The following is a 22607-nucleotide window of genomic DNA, read 5'->3' on the forward strand; positions in this document are numbered from 1 at the left end:
ACCTTGTGAGCCCTGGCTGCCGATCAATGGTGGTTACAAAAACCCCTTGATCTGCGGATCAGCGCGTCTTGCCGTCCTTCCACGCCTGCAGCAGTGTGTTGTAGGCAATCGTCTGGCCCTTGGGCTTCTCATTGGCGAGCTTGGCCCAAGGTGCCTGCTTGTCGCTCAGCCACTTGGAAGGATCGCTCTTGGGGTTCAGCTTGGGCGCGCAGTGGGCCATGCCGGCGCGCTCCAGACGGGCCATCACCTGGTCCATTTCGTCAGCCAGCGTGTCCATGGCGCCCTGGGGCGTCTTTTCACCCGTCACAGCCTGGGCCACGTTCTTCCACCAGAGCTGGGCCAGCTTGGGGTAGTCAGGCACGTTGGTGCCGGTGGGCGACCATGCCACGCGGGCGGGGCTGCGGTAGAACTCCACCAGGCCACCCAGCTTGGGTGCCATGTCGGTCATGGCCTTGGACTGGATGTCCGACTCGCGGATCGGGGTCAGGCCCACCATGGTCTTCTTCAGCGAAGTGGTCTTGGCGGTCACGAACTGGGCGTAGAGCCAGGCAGCTGCCGTCTTGTTGGCGTCGTGGTCCTTGAAGAAGGTCCAGCTGCCCACGTCCTGGTAGCCGTTCTGCATGCCTTGCTTCCAGTACGGGCCGTTGGGGCCGGGGGCCATGCGCCACTTGGGCGTGCCGTCGGCGTTCACCACCGGCAAGCCGGGCTTGGTCATGTCGGCCGTGAAGGCGGTGTACCAGAAAATCTGCTGCGCGATCTGGCCCTGGGCGGGCACGGGACCGGCTTCGCCGAAGGTCATGCCCGTGGCTTCCTTGGGCGCGTACTTCTTCATCCAGTCCACGTACTTGGTGAGGGCGTAGACGGCAGCGGGCGAGTTGGTCGCACCGCCACGGGCCACGCTGGCGCCCACGGGGGTGCACTTGTCGTCGGCCACGCGGATGCCCCACTCGTCGATCGGCAGGCCATTGGGCGTGCCAATGTCGGCAGAACCTGCCATGGACAGCCAGGCATCGGTAAAGCGCCAGCCCAGCGACGGGTCCTTCTTGCCGTAGTCCATGTGACCATAGATCGGCTTGCCGTCGATGTTCTTCACGTCGTTGGTAAAGAACTCGGCGATGTCTTCATAGGCCGACCAGTTCAGCGGCACGCCCAGGTCGTAGCCGTACTTGGCCTTGAACTTGTCCTTCAGGTCCTTGCGGTCGAACAGGTCGGCGCGGAACCAGTACAGGTTGGCGAACTGCTGGTCGGGCAGCTGGTACAGCTTGCCATCGGGCGCCGTGGTGAACTTGGTGCCGATGTAGTCCTTGATGTCGATGCCGGGGTTGGTCCACTCCTTGCCTGCGCCGCCCATGTAGTCGGTCAGGTTCATGATCTTGCCGTAGCGGTAGTGCGTGCCGATCAGGTCCGAGTCCGAGATCCAGCCGTCATAGATGGACTTGCCCGACTGCATGGAGGTCTGCAGCTTCTCGACCACGTCCCCTTCCTGGATCAGGTCGTGCTTGACCTTGATGCCGGTAATTTCCTCAAACGCCTTGGCGAGCGTCTTGGATTCGTACTCGTGCGTGGTGATGGTTTCGGAAACGACCGAAATTTCCTTCACGCCCTTGGCCTGGAGTTTTTTGGCGGCGTCGATGAACCACTTCATCTCGGCCATCTGCTGGTCTTTGCTCAGCGTGGATGGCTGGAATTCGCTGTCGATCCACTTCTTGGCCTCGGCCTCGCCGGCCCAGGCAGCCTGCCCCATCGCCAGAGCCGCGGCGGCGAAAGCGATCGCCTTGAACTGCATCTTCATTGCTGTCTCCTCTCAGATTGAGACCCCCATTGGTAGACCGGCACCAACCCGGGGGGGAACCAGGCCAGGCCTTCGACACTACAAAATCAATAGCTAGCAGCGCATATTCCTCTAGCGCTACCGGCTGTTTTTGCTTCAACCCTTGCGCAGGATCAGCACCAAGAGCGCCATCGACGCCACAAAGCTGATCCACACCGACGGCTCGGCCGACAGGCTGAACCACTGGACCAGCTTGCCGCTGATGCCCACAAAAATCAGGTTCACGTAGGCCGCCGACAGCAGGCCGATAAAGAGGCGGTCACCGCGCGTGGTCTCCAGCGGCAAGAAGCCCTTGCGCATCGTCGTGGGCGACTTGATCTCCCACACCGTCATGCCGATCAGCATCAGCACGATGCACGTGAAGAACACCGCCACCGGCAACGTCCAGGCCATCCAGTCAAACATGGGTACCCCCCTGAGCGCCTGCGGCGCTTCCCCCCAGGGGGACGCAGCCCGCGGCCGGGCAAAGCCCGCTCCGCGGCTGCCGCTGGCTCGGGAAGCAGCGCGCGCGCTGCTGCGGGTTGTTGTGGTTCATAGGTCGGCTTCCCCTCATATCAAACCCGGCCCATCGCAAAGCCTTTTGCGATGTAGTGCCGCACAAACCAGATCACGATGGCGCCGGGCACGATGGTCAGCACCCCGGCGGCAGCCAGCGTCGCCCAGTCCATGCCGCTCGCGCTCACGGTGCGCGTCATCGTGGCCACGATGGGCTTGGCGTTCACGCTGGTCAGCGTGCGGGCCAGCAGCAGCTCCACCCAGCTGAACATGAAGCAGAAGAACGCCGCCACACCCACGCCCGCCTTGATCAGCGGCAGGAAGATGGTCACGAAAAAGCGCGGAAAGCTGTAGCCGTCGATGTACGCCGTCTCGTCGATCTCGCGCGGGATGCCGCTCATGAAGCCTTCGAGAATCCACACCGCCAGCGGCACGTTGAACAACAGGTGCGCCAGCGCCACCGCGATGTGCGTGTCCATGAGCCCCACGGTGGTGTAGAGCTGAAAGAACGGCAGCAAAAACACGGCTGGTGGCGTCATGCGGTTGGTCAACAGCCAGAAGAACACATGCTTGTCGCCCAGGAACTGGTAGCGGCTGAAGGCATAGGCCGCCGGCAGCGCCACGGTGAGCGAGATCACCGTATTGATGCCCACGTAGATCAGGCTGTTGATGTAGCCCGAATACCAAGACTCGTCCGTGAAGATGGTCTTGTAGTTGGCCCAGGTGAAGTGCTGGGGGAAGAACGTGAAGGTCGACAGAATCTCCTCGTTCGTCTTGAAGCTCATGTTGACCATCCAGTAGATGGGCAGCAGCGCGAACAGCAGGTAGACCACCAGAAAGATCGACCGCTTCTGGAAGCGCTTTTCATTCATGGCCGGCTCCTTCGTTGCTGGCGGTGCCCACGCGCTGCATCCAGTTGTAGAGGATGAAGCACAGCAGCAAGATGATGAAGAAATAGATCAGCGAGAACGCTGCGGCAGGCCCCAGGTCGAACTGGCCCACGGCCTTGGTCGTGAGGTACTGGCTCAGGAAAGTGGTGGCATTGCCCGGTCCGCCACCGGTGAGCACGAAGGGCTCGGTGTAGATCATGAAGCTGTCCATGAAGCGCAGCAGCACGGCAATCATCAGCACGCCACGCATCTTGGGCAGCTGGATGTAGCGGAACACCGCGAACTTGCTCGCGCCGTCAATGCGGGCCGCCTGGTAGTACGCGTCGGGGATGGAGCGCAGACCGGCAAACGCCAGCAGCGCGACCAGCGGCGTCCAGTGCCACACGTCCATCAGCAGCACCGTGAGCCAGGCCTGCGTGGCGTTACCGGTGTAGCTGTATTCGATGCCCATCTCCTGCAGCAGCCGGCCCATGAGGCCGATGTCGGCACGGCCATAGATCTGCCAGATGGTGCCCACCACGTTCCAGGGAATCAGCAGCGACAGCGCCACCACCACCAGCACTGCGGACGACTTCCAGCCCTGCGCGGGCATGGACAGCGCCAGCAGGATGCCCAGCGGAATCTCCACCGCCAGCACGGCCAGCGAGAAGGTAAGCTGGCGCAGCAGCGCGGCGTGCAGCTCCTCGTCGCGCATCACCTGCACGAACCACTCGGTGCCCACAAACACGCGGCGCTCGGGGCTGATGATGTCCTGCACCGAGTAGTTCACCACCGTCATCAGCGGCAGGATGGCCGAGAAGGCCACACACAGGATCACCGGCAGGATCAGGAACCAGGCTTTCTGGTTGACGGGCTTGGTCGTTGTGCTCATCCCAGGAGCTCCTCATTTTGGTAGAAGCAGGTGTGCTCGCCCAGCACCTGCAGCCAGGCCGTGTCACCGGCCGATGGCAGGCGCGTCTCGGGCGTGAAACGCGCCTTGACGGTGTGCTCGCCCACCTTGGCGGTCAGCATCTGGTAGGTGCCGATGTCCTGCACCTGTACCACCGTGCCGGGCAGTGCACCGGCCTGTTGCGGCTGGGCCAGCGCCAGGTATTCGGGGCGGATGCCGACCTGCAGGGCGCCAGCGGGTAGCATGCGGCCCACGGGGCTGGCCAGGCGGTTGCCGGCCACGGTGAGGCTGTCGCCCTCGCTGTGCGCCGGCAAGAAGTTCATGCCCGGCGAGCCAATGAAGTGCCCCACGAAGGTGTGTGCGGGCCGCTCGAACAAGGCGTCGGCCGAGCCGACCTGCACGGCCTTGCCGCGCGTCATGACTACCACCTTGTCGGCAAAGGTCAGCGCCTCCACCTGGTCGTGGGTCACATAGATCAGCGTGAGCTTGAGTTCGTGGTGAATTTGCTTGAGCTTGCGCCGCAGCTGCCACTTGAGGTGTGGGTCGATCACCGTGAGCGGTTCGTCGAACAGCACGGCGGCCACGTCCGCGCGCACCAGGCCACGGCCCAGCGAAATCTTCTGCTTGGCATCCGCCGCCAGGCCTGCCGCGCGCTGGTTGAGCTGGCCGCTCATCTCCAGCATCTCGGCGATCACACCCACGCGCTGCTTGATCTGGTCCTCGGGCACCTTGCGGTTGCGCAGCGGAAAAGCCAGGTTCTCGGCCACCGTCATGGTGTCGTAGATCACGGGGAACTGGAACACCTGCGCAATGTTGCGCTCCTGCGGGCTGGCGCGCGTCACGTCGCGGCCGTCGAACAGCACCTTGCCATGCGAGGGCACAAGCAGGCCCGACATGATGTTGAGCATGGTGGTCTTGCCACAGCCCGAAGGGCCGAGCAGCGCATAGGCGCCGCCGTCCTCGAACTCCATCTTGAGCGGCAGCAGCGCGTAGTCGCTGTCCTGCTGCGGGTTGGGCTTGTACGAATGCGCCAAGTCCAGGCTGATGCGGGCCATGTCAGCGCCCTCCTTGTGCGGTAGCAGGCCGGGCGGGCGCCCAGGCCAGTCGGCCGTCGGCACCAAACACGTAGGCCTGGGCGGGGTCCAGGTGCAGCGTGATGGGCGTGCCCAGTTCAAAGTAATGCACGCCGGTCAGCTGCGCCACCAGGTCGCCCCAGGGCGTGGCCGCGTGCACAAAGGTGTCGGAGCCCGAAATCTCGGCCAGTTCCACCACCCCGGCCACGCTGACGTCGCCCGGGCGGGCCGCAACCCGCAGCGCACTGGCGCGCACGCCCACGGTGAGGCCGGCGGCTGCCGCCACGCCTTGTGGCAGCGGCACACTCAGCTCCAGGCCGCCCTGCAGGCGCACCCCGGAAGGCGTGGCCGATGCGGCAATCAGGTTCATCGGCGGGTCGCTGAAAGCGCGCGCCACGCGCAGCGAATTGGGCGCATGGAACACCTCGGCCGTGGGGCCGTACTGCAGCAGCTGGCCTTCGTCCAGCACCGCCGTGTAGCCGCCCAGCAGCAGGGCCTCGCCCGGCTCGGTGGTGGCGTAGACCACGGTGGACTGGCCGGCGGCAAACAGCTGGGTCAGCTCCTCGCGCAGTTCTTCGCGCAGTTTGTAGTCCAGGTTGACCAGGGGTTCATCCAGCAGCATCAGCGGCGCGCCCTTGGCCAGGGCGCGGGCCAGTGCCACGCGCTGCTGCTGGCCTCCCGACAGCTCGGCCGGGTAGCGGTCCAGGAACATGTCGATGTGCAGGCGGCTGGCAATTTCAAGCACGCGGGCGTCGATGTTCTTTTCGCCACGCAGCTTCAGGGGCGACGCAATGTTGGCCGCCACCTTCATCGAGGGGTAGTTGATGAACTGCTGGTACACCATGGCCACATTGCGGTCGCGCACGGGGGTGCCCGTCACGTCCTTGCCATCTACCAAAACGCGCCCGTGGGTGGGCACATCCAGCCCCGCCATGATGCGCATCAGGCTGGTCTTGCCCGCCTGGGTCGCTCCCAGCAACACCGTCACGGCATTGGGCTGCAGCGACAGGTTCATGTCGTACAGCCAGGTCTGCGCCCCGACTTTTTTGCTGATGCTGTCCAACGCCAGCTGCATGAAGCATCCTCTTCCGGCCCTGCGGCCTGTGTGAAAGGGCTGCACACACGCACGGCAGCCCTCAAATTTCGATCTTTTTCATTTTTGTTCCTTTTTGTTCGAATCGAATCAAGGTTTACCCTTAATCAATTCGTTTTTGTTCGATTTACAGTCTTTAGCGTGTCACCGGGCGCCCAAGCGGATGTTTCAGATTCGTTACGATTCGGTGACAAACCACTGCGCACCACACCCCACCGTGAACACCAATCCCCGCCAACTCCAACTCCTCGAAGAAGTGCGCGCACGCAAGTCCGCCACGGTGGAACAACTTGCCGACACCCTGGGGGTCACGCTGCAGACGGTGCGCCGCGATGTGCAGCGCCTCGCGGAGTCGGGACTGCTCACGCGCTTTCATGGCGGCGTGCGCGTGCCCAGCTCCACGGTGGAGAACCTGGCACACACCCAGCGCGAAAACCTGCATGCCGAAGGCAAGGCACGCATTGCGCGCGCCGTGGCCGAACAGGTGCCCAACGACTGCTCGCTGATCCTGAACATCGGCACCACCACCGAGGCCATTGCCAAGGCGCTGCTGCACCACCGGGGCCTGCGCGTGATCACCAACAACCTGAATGTGGCCGCCATCCTGAGCGGCAACCCCGAGTGCGAGGTCATCGTGGCGGGCGGCGTGGTGCGCGCGCGCGACCGGGGCATCGTGGGCGAAGCGGCGGTGGATTTCATCCGCCAGTTCAAGGTGGACATTGCGCTCATCGGCATTTCGGGCATCGAGCCGGACGGGTCGCTGCGCGACTTCGACTACCGCGAAGTGAAGGTGGCGCAAACCATCATCGAACACGCGCGCGAGGTCTGGCTGGCGGCCGACTTCAGCAAGTTCAACCGCCCGGCCATGGTGCAACTGGCCACGCTGGCACAGATCGACCGACTGTTCACCGACGCACCGCCGCCACAACCTTTCCCGGCCCTGCTGCAAGATGCTGAAGTCATCTGCACGGTAGCTGCATAGCTTCCCCTATCCTTTGCCCCCATGACCTACCTGCTAGCCCTCGACCAAGGCACCTCCAGCTCCCGCAGCATCGTTTTTGACGAAGGCGGCCACATCGTGGCGCAGGCGCAGCTGGAGCTGCCGCAGATCTACCCCCAGCCCGGCTGGGTGGAGCACGACCCGCTGGAAATCTGGCGCACCCAGATCGCCACCGCGCGCGACGCGCTGGCCAAGGCGGGCATTGCGGCCAGCGACATACGCGCTGTCGGCATCACCAACCAGCGCGAGACCACCGTGCTGTGGAACCGCCAAACCGGGCAGCCCGTGCACCACGCCATCGTGTGGCAGGACCGGCGCGCCGAACCCGCCTGCGCCCAGCTGCGCGAACAAGGCCATGCCGCCACCATCCAGGCCAAGACCGGCCTGCTGGTGGACGCCTACTTCTCCGGCACCAAACTGCAGTGGATGCTGGACCATGTGCCCGGCGCGCGGCAAGCGGCCGAGCGCGGCGAGCTGGCCTTTGGCACGGTGGACAGCTGGCTGATGTGGAAGCTCACCCACGGCAAAGTGCACGTGACGGATGTGAGCAACGCCTCGCGCACCATGCTGTTCAATGTGCACACCAACCAGTGGGACGACGAGCTGCTGGCGCTGCTGCGCATTCCCAAGGCGCTGATGCCAGAGGTGCTGCCGTCCAGCGCCCACTTTGGCGACATCGCGGCCGACCTGCTGGGCCACGCCATCCGCATTGGCGGCGTGGCGGGCGACCAGCAAAGCGCGCTGTTCGGCCAGGCCTGCTTCACGGCGGGCATGGCCAAGAACACCTATGGCACGGGCTGCTTCATGCTCATGCACACAGGCGGCAGGTTCCAGACATCGCAAAACGGCCTGCTCACCACCAGCGCGGCGCAGCCGGGCACGCAGCCCGAATTCGCCATGGAAGGCAGCGTGTTTGTGGGCGGCGCCGTGGTCCAGTGGCTGCGCGACGGCCTGCGCGCCATCTCCACCAGCAACGAGGTGGAGTCACTGGCCCAAAGCGTGCCCGATTCGGGCGGCGTGATGATGGTGCCCGCCTTCACCGGCCTCGGCGCCCCCTACTGGAAGCCTGACGCACGCGGCACCATCACGGGCCTCACGCGTGGCACCACGCTGGGCCACATTGCGCGCGCGGCGCTCGAAAGCATTGCCTACCAGAGCGCCGCCCTGCTGCTGGCCATGAGCCGCGACGCCGTGGCCGCCGGCGGCGCCCCGGTGAGCGAGCTGCGTGTGGACGGCGGCGCCTGCATCAACGACTTGCTGATGCAGTTCCAGGCCGACCTACTGGGCATCCCGGTGGTGCGGCCTGCAGTCATCGAGACCACCGCTTTGGGCGCGGCCTACCTGGCAGGGCTGTCGAGCGGCGTGTACCGCAGCACGGATGAACTCTCGCGGCTGTGGCGCGCCGACCGCCGCTTTGTGCCCACGCTCGGCAGCGCGCGTGCGCAGGAGCTGATGGCGAACTGGGAACACGCCGTGCGCCAAACTACGGCAGCCTGAGGTCCCCGCGGCGCTGGGGTGACAAAGTCTCTGCCGTCCCAGTAGCCCGTCTTTCCTCCCATGAGTCCTGCCGCTGTCGCCGCTGCAGACATGGACTGACGGCCCGGCGGCGCTACCATCGTGGCCCTTCCTTGTTTGCCACCTTGCCTGCACGCACCATGAGCCAGACCACTGCCTCCCCAAACCTCCCCACCATCGCCTTCATCGGCGGCGGCAACATGGCCAGCGCCATCATCGGCGGGCTGATCCGCCAGGGCCACCCGGCCAGCCAGATCGAGGTGGTCGAGCCCTACGCTCCCACGCGCGAGGCGTTGCTCAAGAACTTTGGACTCACGGCGCAGCCCGAGGCGGGCGCCGCACTGCAGCGCGCCAGCATCGTGGTCTGGGCGGTCAAGCCCCAGACCTTCAAGGACGCCGCCGCGCAGGCCAAGGCGCACACCCAGCAGGCCCTGCACCTGAGCGTGGCGGCGGGCATCCGCTCGGACAGCATCGCCCAGTGGCTGGGCACCGAGCGCATCGTGCGCACCATGCCCAACACGCCCGCGCTGGTGGGCAAGGGCATGAGCGCGATCTACGCACGCCCCGCCGTGACCAGCGCCGAGCGCCAGAGCGTGGAGGCCATCATGGCGTCCACCGGCGAATTCCTGTGGGTGGAGAGCGAGACCCAGCTGGACGCGGTCACCGCCCTGTCGGGCTCGGGCCCGGCCTATGTTTTCTACTTCCTCGAAGCCATGACACGCGCCGGCGTGGGCATGGGCCTGACCGAAGCGCAGGCGCACCAGTTGGCCGTGGGCACGTTTGTGGGCGCGTCCGAGCTGGCCCGCCGTTCCGACGAATCCCCCGCCGTGCTGCGCGAACGCGTCACGTCCAAGGGCGGCACCACCTACGCGGCCCTGCAGTCGATGGAAGCCAGCGGCGTATCGCAGGCGTTCGAGGCCGCCATGCGCGCCGCCGAAAAACGTGCCAACGAACTGGGCAACGAGTTCGGATCTTGATGTTTTGGGGCGGTAGCGCTAGTCGATCAAGCGCTGACCGCTATCAATTAGTGAGCATTGCGCGCACGAGGTAACTGCCCGCAATGCCCGCAAACACCGTGGCGCCCAGCCAGTGGTTGATGCGGAACGCCTTGAAGCAGCCCTCGCGGGTGCGGGTGCGGATGAGCGTGATGTGCCACACGGCCTGGGCCAACGCCACCGCAAGCGCTACATAAAAAATAGCACCGAGGGCATGTGGTTGTAGCGCTACCGCCCAAATTCCCAAGAAAAGCAGATAGAACACCACGATGGCGGCCACATCCAGCCGCCCCAGGGTGATGGCCGAGGTCTTGATGCCGATCTTCAGGTCGTCGTCGCGGTCCACCATGGCGTATTCGGTGTCGTAAGCCAGCACCCAGAACATATTGCCCAGCCACATCCACCACGCCACCGCGGGCACGCTGCCCTGCACAGCGGCAAACGCGATGACGATGCCAAAGTTGAACGCAATGCCCAGCACCGCCTGGGGCATGGAGATGATGCGCTTGGTGAACGGGTAGGCAATGGCCACCAGCACGGCGGGTACCGACCACGCGATGGCGGCGGTGTTGGTGGTGAGCACCAGGCCAAAAGACACCAGCGCCAGCACTGCCCCCAGGCCCAGCGCCTCCTTCACCGACACCGCACCGGTGGTCACCGGGCGCTGCGCCGTGCGCTTGACGTGTTTGTCAAAGTCGCGGTCGGCCACGTCGTTCACGCAGCAGCCTGCGCTGCGCATAAGAAAGGTTCCAAGAACAAACACTGCCAGCAGGTGCCAGCCCGGAAACCCGTCGGCCGCAATCCACAACGCGCTCAGCGTGGGCCACAGGCACACCAGCCAGCCCGCAGGGCGGTCCCAGCGGATCAGGTCGAGGTAAAGCGAAAAACGGCTGCGGGCAGGGACATATTGCGGCGACATGGCGGGACGATCAAATGCGAAAAAAGCAGGCCCGGCAGCAAGGCGCTGCGGCGGGTGGCAAACCACGGGCGCACCGAATGTAGCAGCTGCGCCGCAGCCCGCTGGCGCAGCGCGCGCAAGCCGCGTAACAGCGCCCTACTGGCGCGTAAAACCCGTTACAGTCTCCGGTTCTCCCCCAACGCACCCGCCCTTTGGGGCACCAACGCATGCCCCATACATCGACCTCCCAGGCCGCCACGCGTTTTGCTGTCCCCCGCGGAATGCTGGTGGGATTTGTGATTGCCGCACTCGCCACCGTGCTGATCGCGCTGGTGAACTTCCGCACCGCCCAGGTGCGCGCGCAAGCGGTGGAGGCCATGGACGAGACCACGGTGACCATGCGCCACCTCAACCTGTTCGTGTCCTCGCTGAAGGACGCCGAGACCGGCCAGCGCGGCTACCTGCTGACGGGGGACGACACCTACCTGCAGCCCTACAACCTGTCGCTGAGCGCCATGGAGCGCAACATGGCGCGCCTGAAGGAACTGACGGACGACAGCGCCGTGCAGCGGCGCCTGGTGCTGCAGATCGACGACCTGCGCCACGAAAAACTGCGCGAGCTGGGCGAGACCATTGAACTGCGCCGCTCCAAGGGCCAGGAAGCCGCCGTGGCCGTGACCCGTAATGATGCCGGCCGCGTGCTGATGGACCGCATCCGCGACCTGGCGTCGGACCTGTCCACGCTGCTGAACCAGCAACTGGAGAGCGACCGCAAGCAATGGGTGGAGGCTGCGGCCATGTCCACCTACTACTCCTGGGGCGGCTCGTTCGTGCTGCTGGTGCTCATCTGCCTGTCGGCCGCCGCCAATGCGCGGGAGTACCGCCTCAAGGCGCAGCAGTCCTGGGTGGCGGCCGGCCTCAACGGGCTGAGCCAGCGCATCCAGGGCGACCACCGGCTGGAAGACCTGGGCCAGCTCACACTCGAATACCTGGCGCAGTACCTGCGCGCCGCCGTGGGTGCGGGCTACGTGGCCGACTGCAATGGCGCACTCACCCTGTTTGGGGGTTACGCCCTGCCCCGCGAGCGGCTGGAGCAGCGCCTGCTGCCCGGCGAGGGCCTGGTGGGCCAGGTGGCGCGCTCGCGCCAGATGCTACATGTGCGCGATGTGCCCGCCGGGCACCTGATGGTGTCGTCCAGCACCGGCCAGTCCGCACCGACCGAACTGCTGCTGGCACCCGCCATCGAGAACGGCGAAGTCTTTGCCGTGATCGAGCTGGGCTTTCATCGCCCGCTGACGGAGCCCGAGCGCACCCTGATGGAACGCGCCTCGGGCATCCTGGCGGTGGCGATTCGCGCGGGCATTGACCGCAACCGTCTGGAGGCCTTGCTGGAAGAAACCCAGCGCCAGTCCGAAGAGCTGCAGACCCAGCAAGAAGAACTGCGCGTGAGCAACGAGGAGCTGGAGCAGCAAAGCCGCATCCTGCAAGAGTCGCAGGCCCAGATGGAGGTGCAGCAGACCGAGCTGGAGCAGACCAACGCCCACCTGGAGGCGCAGACCCAGCAGCTGGAATACCAGCGCGAGCAACTGCTGCGCGCCCAAAGCGCCATGACGGACAAGGCCCGCGAGCTGGAGCTGGCCAGCCAGTACAAGAGCGAGTTCCTGGCCAACATGAGCCACGAGCTGCGCACGCCGCTCAACTCGACCCTGATCCTGGCCAAGCTGCTGTCCGACAACAAGCAGGGCAACCTGAGCGCCGAGCAGGTGAAGTACGCGCAGACCATTTACGCGGCGGGCAACGACCTGCTGGCACTCATCAACGACATCCTCGACCTGTCCAAGATCGAGGCCGGCCAAGCCACCGTGTCGGTGGAAACGGTGACGCTGTCCAAGGCCCTACAAACCCTCATCGACCCGCTGCGCCCGCTGGCACAAGAGAAGGGCCTGACGCTCACGGCCACCGTTGCGCCCGACGCCCCCGCCACACTGGACACCGACCCGCAGCGCCTGGGACAGGTGCTGAAGAACCTGCTGTCCAACGCGCTCAAGTTCACCGAGAAGGGCTCGGTGGCGCTGCATGTGTCGCGCAACCCGGACGACACCCTGTCGTTCGCCGTGAAGGACACGGGCATCGGCATCCCGGCGCACCAGCAGGAGCTGATTTTCGAAGCCTTCCGCCAGGCCGATGGCAGCACGCACCGCAAATACGGCGGCACGGGCCTGGGCCTGTCGATCTCGCGCGACCTGGCGCAGCTGCTGGGCGGATCGATCCACGTGCACAGCACGCCGGGCGAAGGCAGCGTCTTCACCCTGGTGCTGCCCCAGAAGCTGGTGCCCCCGTCGCCAGAAGCGGCCCCCGCAGCGCCGCTGGCGGCCCCTGCTCCAGCCCATGCGGCGGCACCGGTCGTCGCACCCGCCCCCTCTGCCCCAGCATTGCCGCCCGTGACTGCACCCGTTTCACCCGCAGCCCCGCGCCTTGCGGGCGCGCGCAGCATTCTGGTGATCGAAGACGACGTGCGCTTTGCGCAGATCCTGAGCGACCTGGCGCGGGAGATGGACTTCGACTGCCACCTGGCCCACAACGCGGCCGACGGCCTGGCCTATGCGATACACAGCCTGCCCAGCGCCATCGTGCTGGACGTGAACCTGCCCGACTTTTCGGGCCTGGGCGTGCTCGACCAGCTCAAGCGCAACCCGGCCACGCGCCACATCCCGGTGCACGTGGTTTCGGTGGCCGACTACTCCCAAGAGGCCCTGGGCCGGGGGGCCGTGGGCTACGCCCTCAAGCCCGTCAAGCGCGACGAACTGGTGCATGCCTTGCAGCGGCTCGAAGCCAAGTTCACCCAGAACCTGCGGCGCGTGCTGGTGGTGGAAGACGACGAGCGCCAGCGCGAGAGCGTGCGCCACCTGCTCACCAACGACGACGTGGAGATCGTGGGCGCCGGCACGGCGGCTGAGGCGCTGGCGCACCTGCGCGGCTCTACCTTCGACTGCATGGTGATGGACCTGAACCTGCCCGACCTGAGCGGTTACGAACTGCTGCAGCAGATGACCGAGCAGGACGGCGTCTCCTTCCCGCCGGTCATCGTGTACACGGGCCGCGCCCTGTCACGCGACGAGGAGCAGCAACTGCGCCGGTTCTCCAAGTCCATCATCATCAAGGACGCGCGCTCGCCCGAGCGGCTGCTGGACGAAGTCACCCTGTTCCTACACCAGGTGGAGTCCGAACTGTCGGCAGAGCACCGCCAGATGCTGCAGGTGGCCCGCAACCGCGAGACTGCCCTGGAAGGCCGCAATGTGCTGGTGGTGGAAGACGATGTGCGCAACGTGTTTGCGCTCTCCAGCATTCTGGAGCCCACCGGCATCCGCGTGGAGATTGCGCGCAACGGCCTGGAGGCCCTGCAGGCGCTGGAGCGCGCCGGCAGCGGCGGCCACCCTGCGATTGACCTGGTGCTGATGGACATCATGATGCCGGAGATGGACGGCTACACCGCCATGCGCGAGATCCGCAACCGCCCCGAGTGGCGCCGCCTGCCCATCATCGCGTTGACCGCCAAGGCCATGAAGGACGATCAGGAAAAATGCCTGGCCGCCGGGGCCAACGACTACATCGCCAAACCGCTGGACGTGGAGAAGCTGCTGTCCCTGGTGCGGGTGTGGATGCCCAAGTAGGCCCCGCCATGCCGCACCGCAAGGCCCGCACCGCCGACATCGAGCAGCGCCTGCTGATCGATGCCATCTACCACCGCTACCACTACGACTTCCGGGGCTACGCGCAGGCGTCGCTCAAGCGGCGGCTGGCGTCGGCACTGGTGCAGTTTGACTGCAAGACGCTGTCGCAGCTGCAGGACCGCGTGCTGCACGAACCCGCCGTGTTCCCTGCGCTGCTCGAATACCTCACCGTGCAGGTGAGCGACATGTTCCGCGACCCGAGTTACTTCCAGGCGCTGCGCCAGGAGGTGGTGCCGCTGCTGCGCACCTACCCGTCGCTCAAGGTCTGGGTGGCCGGATGCAGCGCGGGGGAGGAGGTGTATTCGCTGGCCATCCTGCTACAGGAAGAAGGCCTGCTGGACCGCACCCTGATCTACGCCACCGACATCAACCCGCACGCGCTGCGCGCCGCCGAGTCGGGCGTGTTCGACGTGTCGCGGGTGGCGGCTTTTACCGAGAACCATGCGCGCTCCGGCGCCCGCAGCTCGTTGTCGGACTACTACGCCGCTGCCTATGGCCGCGTGGTGTTCGACAAGGGGCTGCGTGAGCACATGGTGTTCTCCGACCACAGCCTGGCCACCGACAGCGTGTTCGCCGAAGTCCATCTGGTGTCGTGCCGCAATGTGCTCATCTACTTCGAGCGCGACCTGCAGGACCGCGCCCTGGGGCTGTTCCGCGAGTCACTGTGCCACCGGGGGTTTCTGGGCCTGGGCTCCAAGGAGTCGCTGCGGTTTTCGGCGCACACCGATGCGTTCGACGACTTCGTGCTGCAAGACCGCATTTACCGCAAGAAGGCCGGGCTGTGAGCACCACCGACCGCGCACCCAGGCCAGTGCCCCCCGGGGGCTACGCCGCCATCGTGGTGGGCGGGTCTTCGGGCGGTATTGACGCCTTGCTGGAACTGCTGCCCGCGCTGCCCGCCACCCTGCAGGCGGCGGTGCTGGTGGTGCTGCATCTACCCCGGGACCGGCGCAGCCTGCTGGTGGAGATTTTTCAGCCCCGCTGCGCCCTGCCGCTGCGCGAGGCGCAGGACAAGGATGCCATCACGCCAGGATCGGTGAGCTTTGCGCCACCGGACTACCACCTGCTGGTCGATGCTGGGCCCCAGGGCCCGCATGTGGGGCTGTCGGTGGACCCGCCCCTGCATTTTTCGCGCCCCTCCATCGACGTACTGTTCGAGTCGGCGGCGGACCACTATGGCCAGCGGCTGGTGGGCATTCTGCTGTCGGGCGCCAACGAAGACGGCGTGCACGGCCTGCAAGCCATTCAGGCGGCGGGTGGCCTCACCATCGTGCAAGACCCTGCCAGCGCCAGCATGCCCACCATGCCGCAGGCGGCCCTCGCGGCCGTGGCGGTGGACCACATCCTGCCCCCTGAAGGCATTGCAAGGCTGCTGGCGGACCTGCACCAGCGCCAGCAGCTTTGATACGGGCATATGCGTCCTTGCTTGAGAACCCCATCCACCCTCCCCACCGCCCATGCCCCAGACCGACCGCACCAAATGCCTGCTCGTTGACGATGTCGAGGAAAACCTCATCGCCCTGGAGGCGCTGCTGCAACGCGACGGGCTGGACATCCTCAAGGCCCAGTCGGGCCCCGAGGCCCTGGAACTGCTGCTGGCCCACGACGATGTGGCCCTGGCCTTGCTGGACGTGCAGATGCCCGAGATGAACGGCTTTGAGCTGGCAGAGCTGATCCGGGGCAGCGAACGCACTAGACACATTCCGCTTATCTTCATGACGGCGGGCTCGCGCGAGCAGAACTGGCAGTTCCGGGGGTACGAGAGCGGTGCGGTGGACTTTTTGTACAAGCCCATCGACCCGCACATGCTCACCAACAAGGCCAGCGTGTTCTTTGAGCTGCACCGCCGCAAACAGGCGTTGGCGCACGAGCTGCGCGCGCGCACCGAGGCGTTGCGCATCAACGAAATGTTCATGGCCGTGCTCAGCCACGACCTGCGCACACCGCTGCAGTCCATCGTCGCTGCGGCCTCCGTACTCAAGCGTCAGCCGTCGCCCGACAAGACTGCCCTGATGGCCGACCGGGTGCTGAGCGCGAGCCAGCGCATGGGCCACATGATCGAAGACCTGCTGGACGTGACCCGCATCCGCCAGGCGGGCGGGCTGGCCCTGCAACTGGGCCCTGCCCACATGCAAACGCTGGTGCAGCGCACGCTGGACGAGGTGGCGACCAGCCACCCAGAGCGCCCCATCGACTCCACGCTCGCAGGGGATCTGGCCGGCACCTGGGACGCCGAGCGCCTGTGCCAGGTGGTCACCAACCTGGTGGGCAACGCCCTGCACCACGGCAGCGTCGACCACCCGGTGCGCATTGCGGTGGACGGCACCCGCCCCGAGGAGGTGAGCATCACGGTGTCCAACGGCGGCACCATTCCCCCGGGGCTGCTGCCACATCTGTTTGACCCGTTCCGGGGCGGTGAGCGCGAGCCGGGCCGCCACCAGGGGCTGGGGCTGGGGTTGTTCATTGCGCACCAGATCGTGCGGGCCCACCATGGAACCATTGAGGCCCGGTCACACAACGATGTGACGAGCTTTCGGGTGACGTTGCCACGCCACGCGCCCGCACGCAGCCCCCGCAGTTGACGCAGCGCAGCCCCATCACACGTCCCAGACCCTCAGGGTCCAGGGAGGCGCGATGGGGAAGAAGGAAAGAGGAAGGCAGGAAACGCGAGCGGTGGCCGCCCGCCAGACTTAGAAAGGCTAGCAAAACTCAGCGAAGCGGTTCTAGCCAGGCGCTGTGTCGCAGGCAGTACGAGCAGTACGACAAGACACAGCAACGACGCCAGAAGAGTTTTGTGACCCGCTCTCAACCGGCGGCTGCAGCCAGCGCGGTATGAATGGAAGTCAGGAGCTGTTCCAGCTCTTCCAGCTCGAAAGGCTTGAGCAAGACGCGCACATTGGGGCCCCATTGGGTTGGATGGCTGCCCAGTTCGTAGCCGGAGCACAGCACCACCCACCGCTGCGGGTCGTCCGCCAGCAGCTGGCGGGCCAGGTCCGTGCCCGAGAGGCCGGGCAGGCTGACATCGGTCACCAGCACGTCAAAGGGATCGCCAGCATCCAGGGCCATCGCCTCCTCAGCAGAGGCGCAGGGCGTGACCGTCCGGCCTTCACCTTCCATGAGCATGCCAATGGTCTCGCGCAGCTCCGGATGGTCTTCAACGTACAGGATTCGCATACATCAGAGGGGGGTTGAGCCGCCATGCCACCCAGCAAAGAGAGGACATGGCCTAAACCCGCATCATGTGCAGGCGGCCGTGCCGCGCCGTGTAGGACAAGGCGCTCTTTTGCACCCTGGAGCACCCTGCGCGCGCCTGGCCAGGCCGGACTTTGTGCGACGCAGGCGGGTGCAACTGGCCTTTTTATTCTTCCAGCAGCGAACGCAGCATCCACGCCGTCTGCTCATGCACCGTGAGGCGCTGCGTCAGCAGGTCGGCCGTTGGCTCGTCGCTGGCCTTGTCGGCCAGGGGGAACAGGCTGCGCGCGGTGCGGGCCACGGCCTCGTGGCCCTCGACCAGCACGCGCACCATGTCCATCGCCTTGGGCGGCTTGGCGGGGGCGTCAGGCACGGTGGCCAGCTTGCCAAACTCGGCGTACGAACCCGGGGCCACATGGCCCAGCGAGCGGATGCGCTCGGCAATCGGGTCCACCGCATTCCACAGTTCGGTGTACTGCGCCATGAACATGGTGTGCAGCGTGTTGAACATGGGGCCCGTCACGTTCCAGTGGAAGTTGTGAGTGGTGAGATACAGCGTGTAGGTGTCGGCCAGCAGGCGCGACAGGCCCTGGGCGATGGCAGCGCGGTCTTTGTCGCTGATGCCGATGTTGATGCTGGGGGCAGAGGTTTTGCCGGATGCGGCTTTGCCGGGAGCTTTGGCCATGGGGGAGGTTCCTTCCGTGCGGAAAACATGAAACACCCCGCGCTGTGCGGGGTCCTCAAACACTTTAGCGCAAGCCGCAGCGCTCCTGTGTCAGCCAAGGCCGATGCCTTGGACCAGGGTCAAGAAACCAGCGCGGGCGCCCCCCCGGTCGGCTGGTTTATTGCATCTTCGGCAAGTTGCCGATGCGCACCAGCATCTCGGTGAACATCTGCATGTCGGCATCCAGGTCCACCACTTCCTTGAACTCCTTGGCGTTGTGGGCCGTGTACTTCTTGCCCGGCATGGCAGGGCCGAAGTTGATGGCGTTAGGCATCAGCTTGGCGGTGGTGCTGCCGGCCGTGGGCACGGGCTTGGCTTCGAGGCCGGTGGTGTCGCCAAAGGTGTTGAGCAGCGTGGCCAGCCAGGCGCCCTTCGGGTCGCGCGCCATCCAGTTGCCCTGCTGGTGATCCACTTCCACCGCCACACCAGCCTGGGCGCCCCAGGCCTTGATCTTGGCCGACGTAGCCTGCGTGAGCGCCTCAGGCGTGCTGCCACGGGGCATGCGCACGTTCACCAGCACATCGACCTTGCCGTCCTTTTCACGGATGAGGTTGGGCGACATCGTGAGCGGGCCCATGAAGTCGTCGCTGTAGGCTAGGCCCATCGTGCGCCCCAGGTAGTCGGTGCCGTAGAGGTCGGTCAGGTAGCGCACGGCCTGCGCGTAGCCGTTGGGTGCCAGCGCAAGGCCCGACTCCTTCAGGAACAGCGCCAGGCGCGGCAGGGGGTTCACGCCTTCTTCGGGGCGCGATCCGTGGGCCGAAGCGCCCGTCACTTTCACCACCACCGCGCCGCCGTCCTGCGCCACGTCGATGCTGAATGCGCCGCCTTGCGGCTGGTACTTGGCGACAAAGGCGCCCTTCGCCGCGTTCAGCCGCGCAGCCACGTCGGCCAGGTTGCCGCCCTGCAGGCGGGCGGTGGCCGTCTGGGGCACAGCGTTGGCCGATGCAGCACCCGCCATGGCGGTGATGGCCGTAACGTCCGGGTTGGCAGTCGGTGGCAGCGGGAAGGAGGCGCGCAGTGCGCCCGATCCCTTTTCGGCCACGACGGCAGGGTACTTGCTGTCGAGCACGATGTTGTACTCGGGCAGCGCGGTCTTGGCGCGGTAGTACTTCATCGCGTCGCCGCCGGTTTCCTCGGTGGTCTCGATCATCAGGCGGATGGTGCGCGCTAGCGGCAGGCCACTGTCCTTCACGGCCTTCATCGCAAACAGCACGGTGGCGATGGAGCCTTTGTCGTCGATGGAGCCCCGGCCATACAAGTTACCGCCCACGCGGGTCAGCTTGAAAGGGTCGAGCCGGGTGCCGTCGTCCAGCACCCATTCGTCGGCCACCACGGGCACCACGTCGGCGTGCGTGAGGATGCCGAACTCCTCAGGGCCGCTTCCGGGCAGCTTCACTTCAAAGATGCGGTTGTCCACGTTGCGGTACTGCAGGCCAAAGTCCTTGGCCATGCCCTCTACCAGGGCACCAAACGCAATGATGTGTTTGTCTTCGTGCGGCGGCGCCTTGTCGGCGCGCACGGTGGGAATGGCCACCATCTTCGCCGTGGCGTCGATCACCGCCGCCTGGTTGCGCAAGCGGTTGTGCAGGCCCAGCAGGCGGCTGATATTGACCAGGTCATCGCCCGCCAGGGGCTTGTGGGCCAGGTACGCCGACACAGCGGTTTGCAGCTGCGGCTGCATCTGCGCGGCCAGGGCCAGGAACTGGCGGAAGTCCGCCGCCGTTGCTGCCGCAGGCGCCGCCGCAATGTGGTCGAGTGCGGGCTTCTTCAGCGCCTGGGTGGCAGGCGGAGTGGTGGGGGTGGAGCATGCCGTCAGGGCAGCGGCCAGCGTGGCGGTGAGCCAAAGCGTCTTCATAGAAACCTCTTGTGGGGGCAAAGGCACCGACCGCCGATGGGCGGAGGGTGCCGTGGAGGGAACATCGCCTGCCCAGGCCGGATGGACCTGCGCAGGGGCGGCGCGAGTGTAGCGCCGATCCCCCGCCGCGAATCGGAGTCCTGACGCAGTCAGGACAGTCGCGTCACGCCCGGGAGCTCACACGCATAGATGGCATTGCGCAGAGCCGCAATGGCTTCATAACGGGTGAAGCTGCGGCGCCAGGCCAGCACCACGCGGCGCATGGGCGGCGGGCCGCCGTCTTCTTCGCGGATGGGCAGGTAGCGGATATAGGTCTCGTCGCTCTTGCGGCGGCGCGACACGGTGAGCAGCGCATCGCGGGGCACCGACAGGCGGGGCACCAGCGTCACGCCCATGCCTGCGGCCACCATGTGTTTGATGGTCTCCAGTGACGAGCCCTCGAACGACTTGCGGATGCCCTCGGCGTTGCTCGCAAAACGCGCGAACTCGGGGCACACCTCCAGCACATGGTCGCGAAAGCAGTGGCCTGCGCCCAGCAGCAGCATGGTTTCGTTCTTCAACTCGGCCGCCGTGACGGACTTCTTGGATGCCAGCGGGTGCGTGCTGGGCACAGCCGCCATGAAAGGCTCGTCATACAGCGGCGCCATGGCCAGGCCAGTGTCGGGGAAGGGCTCGGCCAGGATGGCGCAGTCGATCTCGCCCGTGCGCAGCATCTCCAGCAGCTTCACGGTGAAGTTCTCCTGCAGCATCAGCGGCATTTGCGGCGTGCGCGTGATGGACTGGCGCACCAGCTCAGGCAGCAGATAGGGGCCGATGGTGTAGATCACGCCCAGTGTGAGCGGCCCGGCCAGCGGGTCCTTGCCGCGCTTGGCGATTTCCTTGATGGCCGCCGCCTGCTCCAGCACGCTTTGCGCCTGGCGCACGATGTCTTCGCCCAGCGGCGTCACCGTCACCTCGCCCGCGCTGCGCTCGAACAGCTTCACGTCCAGCTCTTCTTCCAGCTTCTTGATGGCCACCGAGAGCGTGGGTTGCGACACATAGCAGGCATCGGCCGCATGGCCGAAGTGCTTCTCGCGGGCCACCGCAACGATGTACTTGAGTTCGGTGAGGGTCATGGTGAACTGCTAAGAGTGCTATTCATCCAGGAGTTGCTTTTGTCCCCCATTGAACCAGGCAGCATCAAAACCTTCCGCTAGGACAATTGCCTGCGCAGATGCTTGACCCTGGTCGCGGAGTCTTCCCAGGTACTTGACCAGGGTGTTTGAATCTTCAGTGAGGATGTGCGTGATGGACTCACACACCATCTGCGCCAGCAACTTGACGTCGTCCTTGACTGCCACCCGGTCGTCGCCAGTATCGCGCGACAGCACACGCATGAAATTACCGGAGGTCATAGCGTGGTCAATATTGAAGGGCAATACATGAAAATTGCGCAAAGGGAGGTCGCTCACAGGTTGTCCTACTTGGAACTCTGACGCGACCACGGCAGACAAGTACAAGGGACAGCCTTGAGCCAAGGCCTCGCGCAGATAACGCTTGGCCGTCTCGTGGTGCGCGCGCCCTGGATCGGCCAGCGTGATCAAGTAACTCGTATCCAGAAGAATCGAGATCAAGCTGGACCTCCCCGCAAGGAGTCCACCCAACCGCTCGCATTAGGCACGTCCCGCCAAGCCTTCGCTCCTCGCTCCGTCAACCGACGTAACTGCGCCTCGTCCAAAGTCTGGTGATGCTCTTCAAAACCGAGCAATCGCGCATTGCGGTACTTTCGCGTCACCACGTTGTACTCTGCACTGATGCGAGCCATAGCGACCTTGTAGAGGCGATTCACAGTATCGCTGCGAAAGAACTCGCGATCCGATTCCACCGGAATCAAAGTGCCATCGGGCAAACGAATATGTGCATTGACTTTTTTAAGTCCGCCCATTTCGACAATCTCACCCTGCAAGTAACGCTCAACCTGGACCCATTGGTCTGCGTCGTCCGCGTGGAAATCAGTAGCAGCACTGATGCTGATGTCCCGTTGCGGAATGCCTGGGGCGGTAATTCGAAAAACGCAGCGACGCGCCCCCCGCGCGAGCTTCTGCCACCGCTCCACTACTTCCCGACGCTTTTTGTCGAGGCCATCCAAACGCTCGGAGGCAGCAAGCTGAAGCAGATCCCGCAGAAGGCCTGGCGAAGACACAGGAGCAGTCTGGATCGCCAGGGAGCCTTTGACCACCCCTACATCCAGCGCCTGTAGATCCACTTCGGAGCCATCTCCTCGAAGGAAATCCTCCACGTCTTTCACAAAAGTTCGCAAGACTGCCAAGGGCACTCTGTCCGGGGATATCTCATATCCACCAGACTCGTCGTGCAAACTAATGAAAAGGGGCTGTGCGTCCATCCAGCAATTCTAGGCACTTACCGTGCTGTCCGCACCTCTCATC

At 65.3% G+C, this 22607-nt stretch carries 20 protein-coding genes; 7 read left to right on the forward strand and 13 right to left on the reverse strand.

Annotated features, from left to right (window positions below):
* Positions 1-58: 58 nt before the first annotated feature.
* The 6 genes from ACODSU_RS14755 to ACODSU_RS14780 form a co-directional block, all read right to left on the reverse strand.
* Positions 59-1792, reverse strand: a complete 1734-nt coding sequence (locus ACODSU_RS14755) for an ABC transporter substrate-binding protein (protein ID WP_015016021.1) — start codon at positions 1790-1792, stop codon at positions 59-61.
* Positions 1793-1927: 135 nt separating this feature from the next.
* On the reverse strand, positions 1928-2236 hold the full coding sequence (locus ACODSU_RS14760) for a DUF2160 domain-containing protein (RefSeq protein WP_015016022.1): 309 nt from the start codon (positions 2234-2236) through the stop codon (positions 1928-1930).
* A gap of 149 nt (positions 2237-2385) precedes the next feature.
* Positions 2386-3198, reverse strand: coding sequence for a carbohydrate ABC transporter permease (locus ACODSU_RS14765; RefSeq protein WP_015016023.1), 813 nt, complete (start codon positions 3196-3198; stop codon positions 2386-2388).
* Entirely contained in the window at positions 3191-4087 is an 897-nt protein-coding gene (locus ACODSU_RS14770; protein ID WP_110961794.1) for a carbohydrate ABC transporter permease, read from the reverse strand. The genes ACODSU_RS14765 and ACODSU_RS14770 overlap by 8 nt, the downstream gene beginning before the upstream one ends.
* Complete coding sequence (locus ACODSU_RS14775) at positions 4084-5160, reverse strand: ABC transporter ATP-binding protein (RefSeq protein WP_110961895.1); 1077 nt, start codon at positions 5158-5160, stop codon at positions 4084-4086. The genes ACODSU_RS14770 and ACODSU_RS14775 overlap by 4 nt, the downstream gene beginning before the upstream one ends.
* Position 5161: 1 nt before the next feature.
* Positions 5162-6253: an ABC transporter ATP-binding protein gene (locus tag ACODSU_RS14780; protein WP_110961793.1), complete on the reverse strand. Its 1092-nt coding sequence runs from the start codon at positions 6251-6253 to the stop codon at positions 5162-5164.
* 235 nt (positions 6254-6488) lie between these two features.
* Here ACODSU_RS14780 and ACODSU_RS14785 point away from each other — a divergent pair, with 235 nt between their 5' ends.
* The 3 genes from ACODSU_RS14785 (at position 6489) to proC (ending at position 9763) form a co-directional block, all read left to right on the forward strand.
* Positions 6489-7253, forward strand: coding sequence for a DeoR/GlpR family DNA-binding transcription regulator (locus ACODSU_RS14785; protein ID WP_015016027.1), 765 nt, complete (start codon positions 6489-6491; stop codon positions 7251-7253).
* A gap of 21 nt (positions 7254-7274) precedes the next feature.
* The gene (gene glpK / locus ACODSU_RS14790; protein WP_488842805.1) at positions 7275-8768 is read left to right on the forward strand and encodes a glycerol kinase GlpK; all 1494 of its coding nucleotides are present in this window, start codon (positions 7275-7277) and stop codon (positions 8766-8768) included.
* Positions 8769-8926: 158 nt separating this feature from the next.
* Positions 8927-9763 carry a pyrroline-5-carboxylate reductase gene (proC, locus tag ACODSU_RS14795; protein ID WP_488842806.1) on the forward strand — a complete coding sequence of 279 codons (837 nt, stop codon included), beginning with the start codon at positions 8927-8929 and terminating at the stop codon, positions 9761-9763.
* A 43-nt stretch (positions 9764-9806) separates the two neighbouring features.
* On the opposite strand, the gene ubiA is transcribed toward proC, so the two are convergent.
* A complete protein-coding gene (ubiA, locus tag ACODSU_RS14800; RefSeq protein ID WP_488842807.1) occupies positions 9807-10700 on the reverse strand; it encodes a 4-hydroxybenzoate octaprenyltransferase in 894 nt (297 codons plus the stop codon).
* A gap of 206 nt (positions 10701-10906) precedes the next feature.
* Between ubiA and ACODSU_RS14805 the strand changes: the two genes are divergently transcribed.
* Genes ACODSU_RS14805 through ACODSU_RS14820 form a run of 4 tightly spaced genes read left to right on the forward strand, consistent with a single transcriptional unit; the run spans position 10907 to position 16992 of the window.
* Positions 10907-14350, forward strand: coding sequence for a response regulator (locus tag ACODSU_RS14805; RefSeq protein WP_488842808.1), 3444 nt, complete (start codon positions 10907-10909; stop codon positions 14348-14350).
* An 8-nt stretch (positions 14351-14358) separates the two neighbouring features.
* Positions 14359-15195 carry a CheR family methyltransferase gene (locus tag ACODSU_RS14810; RefSeq protein ID WP_116750181.1) on the forward strand — a complete coding sequence of 279 codons (837 nt, stop codon included), beginning with the start codon at positions 14359-14361 and terminating at the stop codon, positions 15193-15195.
* Entirely contained in the window at positions 15192-15815 is a 624-nt protein-coding gene (locus ACODSU_RS14815) for a chemotaxis protein CheB (RefSeq protein WP_488842809.1), read from the forward strand. Before ACODSU_RS14810 ends, ACODSU_RS14815 begins: the two co-directional genes overlap by 4 nt.
* A 52-nt stretch (positions 15816-15867) precedes the next feature.
* Complete coding sequence (locus ACODSU_RS14820; protein WP_488842810.1) at positions 15868-16992, forward strand: hybrid sensor histidine kinase/response regulator; 1125 nt, start codon at positions 15868-15870, stop codon at positions 16990-16992.
* A gap of 223 nt (positions 16993-17215) precedes the next feature.
* On the opposite strand, the gene ACODSU_RS14825 is transcribed toward ACODSU_RS14820, so the two are convergent.
* The 6 genes from ACODSU_RS14825 to ACODSU_RS14850 form a co-directional block, all read right to left on the reverse strand.
* Positions 17216-17584, reverse strand: coding sequence for a response regulator (locus tag ACODSU_RS14825; RefSeq protein WP_422847929.1), 369 nt, complete (start codon positions 17582-17584; stop codon positions 17216-17218).
* 184 nt (positions 17585-17768) lie between these two features.
* Positions 17769-18287, reverse strand: coding sequence for a Dps family protein (locus ACODSU_RS14830; protein WP_015016036.1), 519 nt, complete (start codon positions 18285-18287; stop codon positions 17769-17771).
* A gap of 157 nt (positions 18288-18444) precedes the next feature.
* Entirely contained in the window at positions 18445-20181 is a 1737-nt protein-coding gene (locus tag ACODSU_RS14835) for a dipeptidase (RefSeq protein WP_488842811.1), read from the reverse strand.
* Positions 20182-20330: 149 nt separating this feature from the next.
* A complete protein-coding gene (locus ACODSU_RS14840) occupies positions 20331-21296 on the reverse strand; it encodes a LysR substrate-binding domain-containing protein (protein ID WP_060984996.1) in 966 nt (321 codons plus the stop codon).
* 18 nt (positions 21297-21314) lie between these two features.
* A complete protein-coding gene (locus ACODSU_RS14845) occupies positions 21315-21794 on the reverse strand; it encodes a type II toxin-antitoxin system VapC family toxin (RefSeq protein ID WP_476018129.1) in 480 nt (159 codons plus the stop codon).
* Positions 21791-22489: a hypothetical protein gene (locus ACODSU_RS14850; RefSeq protein ID WP_488842812.1), complete on the reverse strand. Its 699-nt coding sequence runs from the start codon at positions 22487-22489 to the stop codon at positions 21791-21793. The genes ACODSU_RS14845 and ACODSU_RS14850 overlap by 4 nt, the downstream gene beginning before the upstream one ends.
* Positions 22490-22607: the final 118 nt, after the last annotated feature.

The organism is Acidovorax sp. FG48, assembly GCF_057809085.1.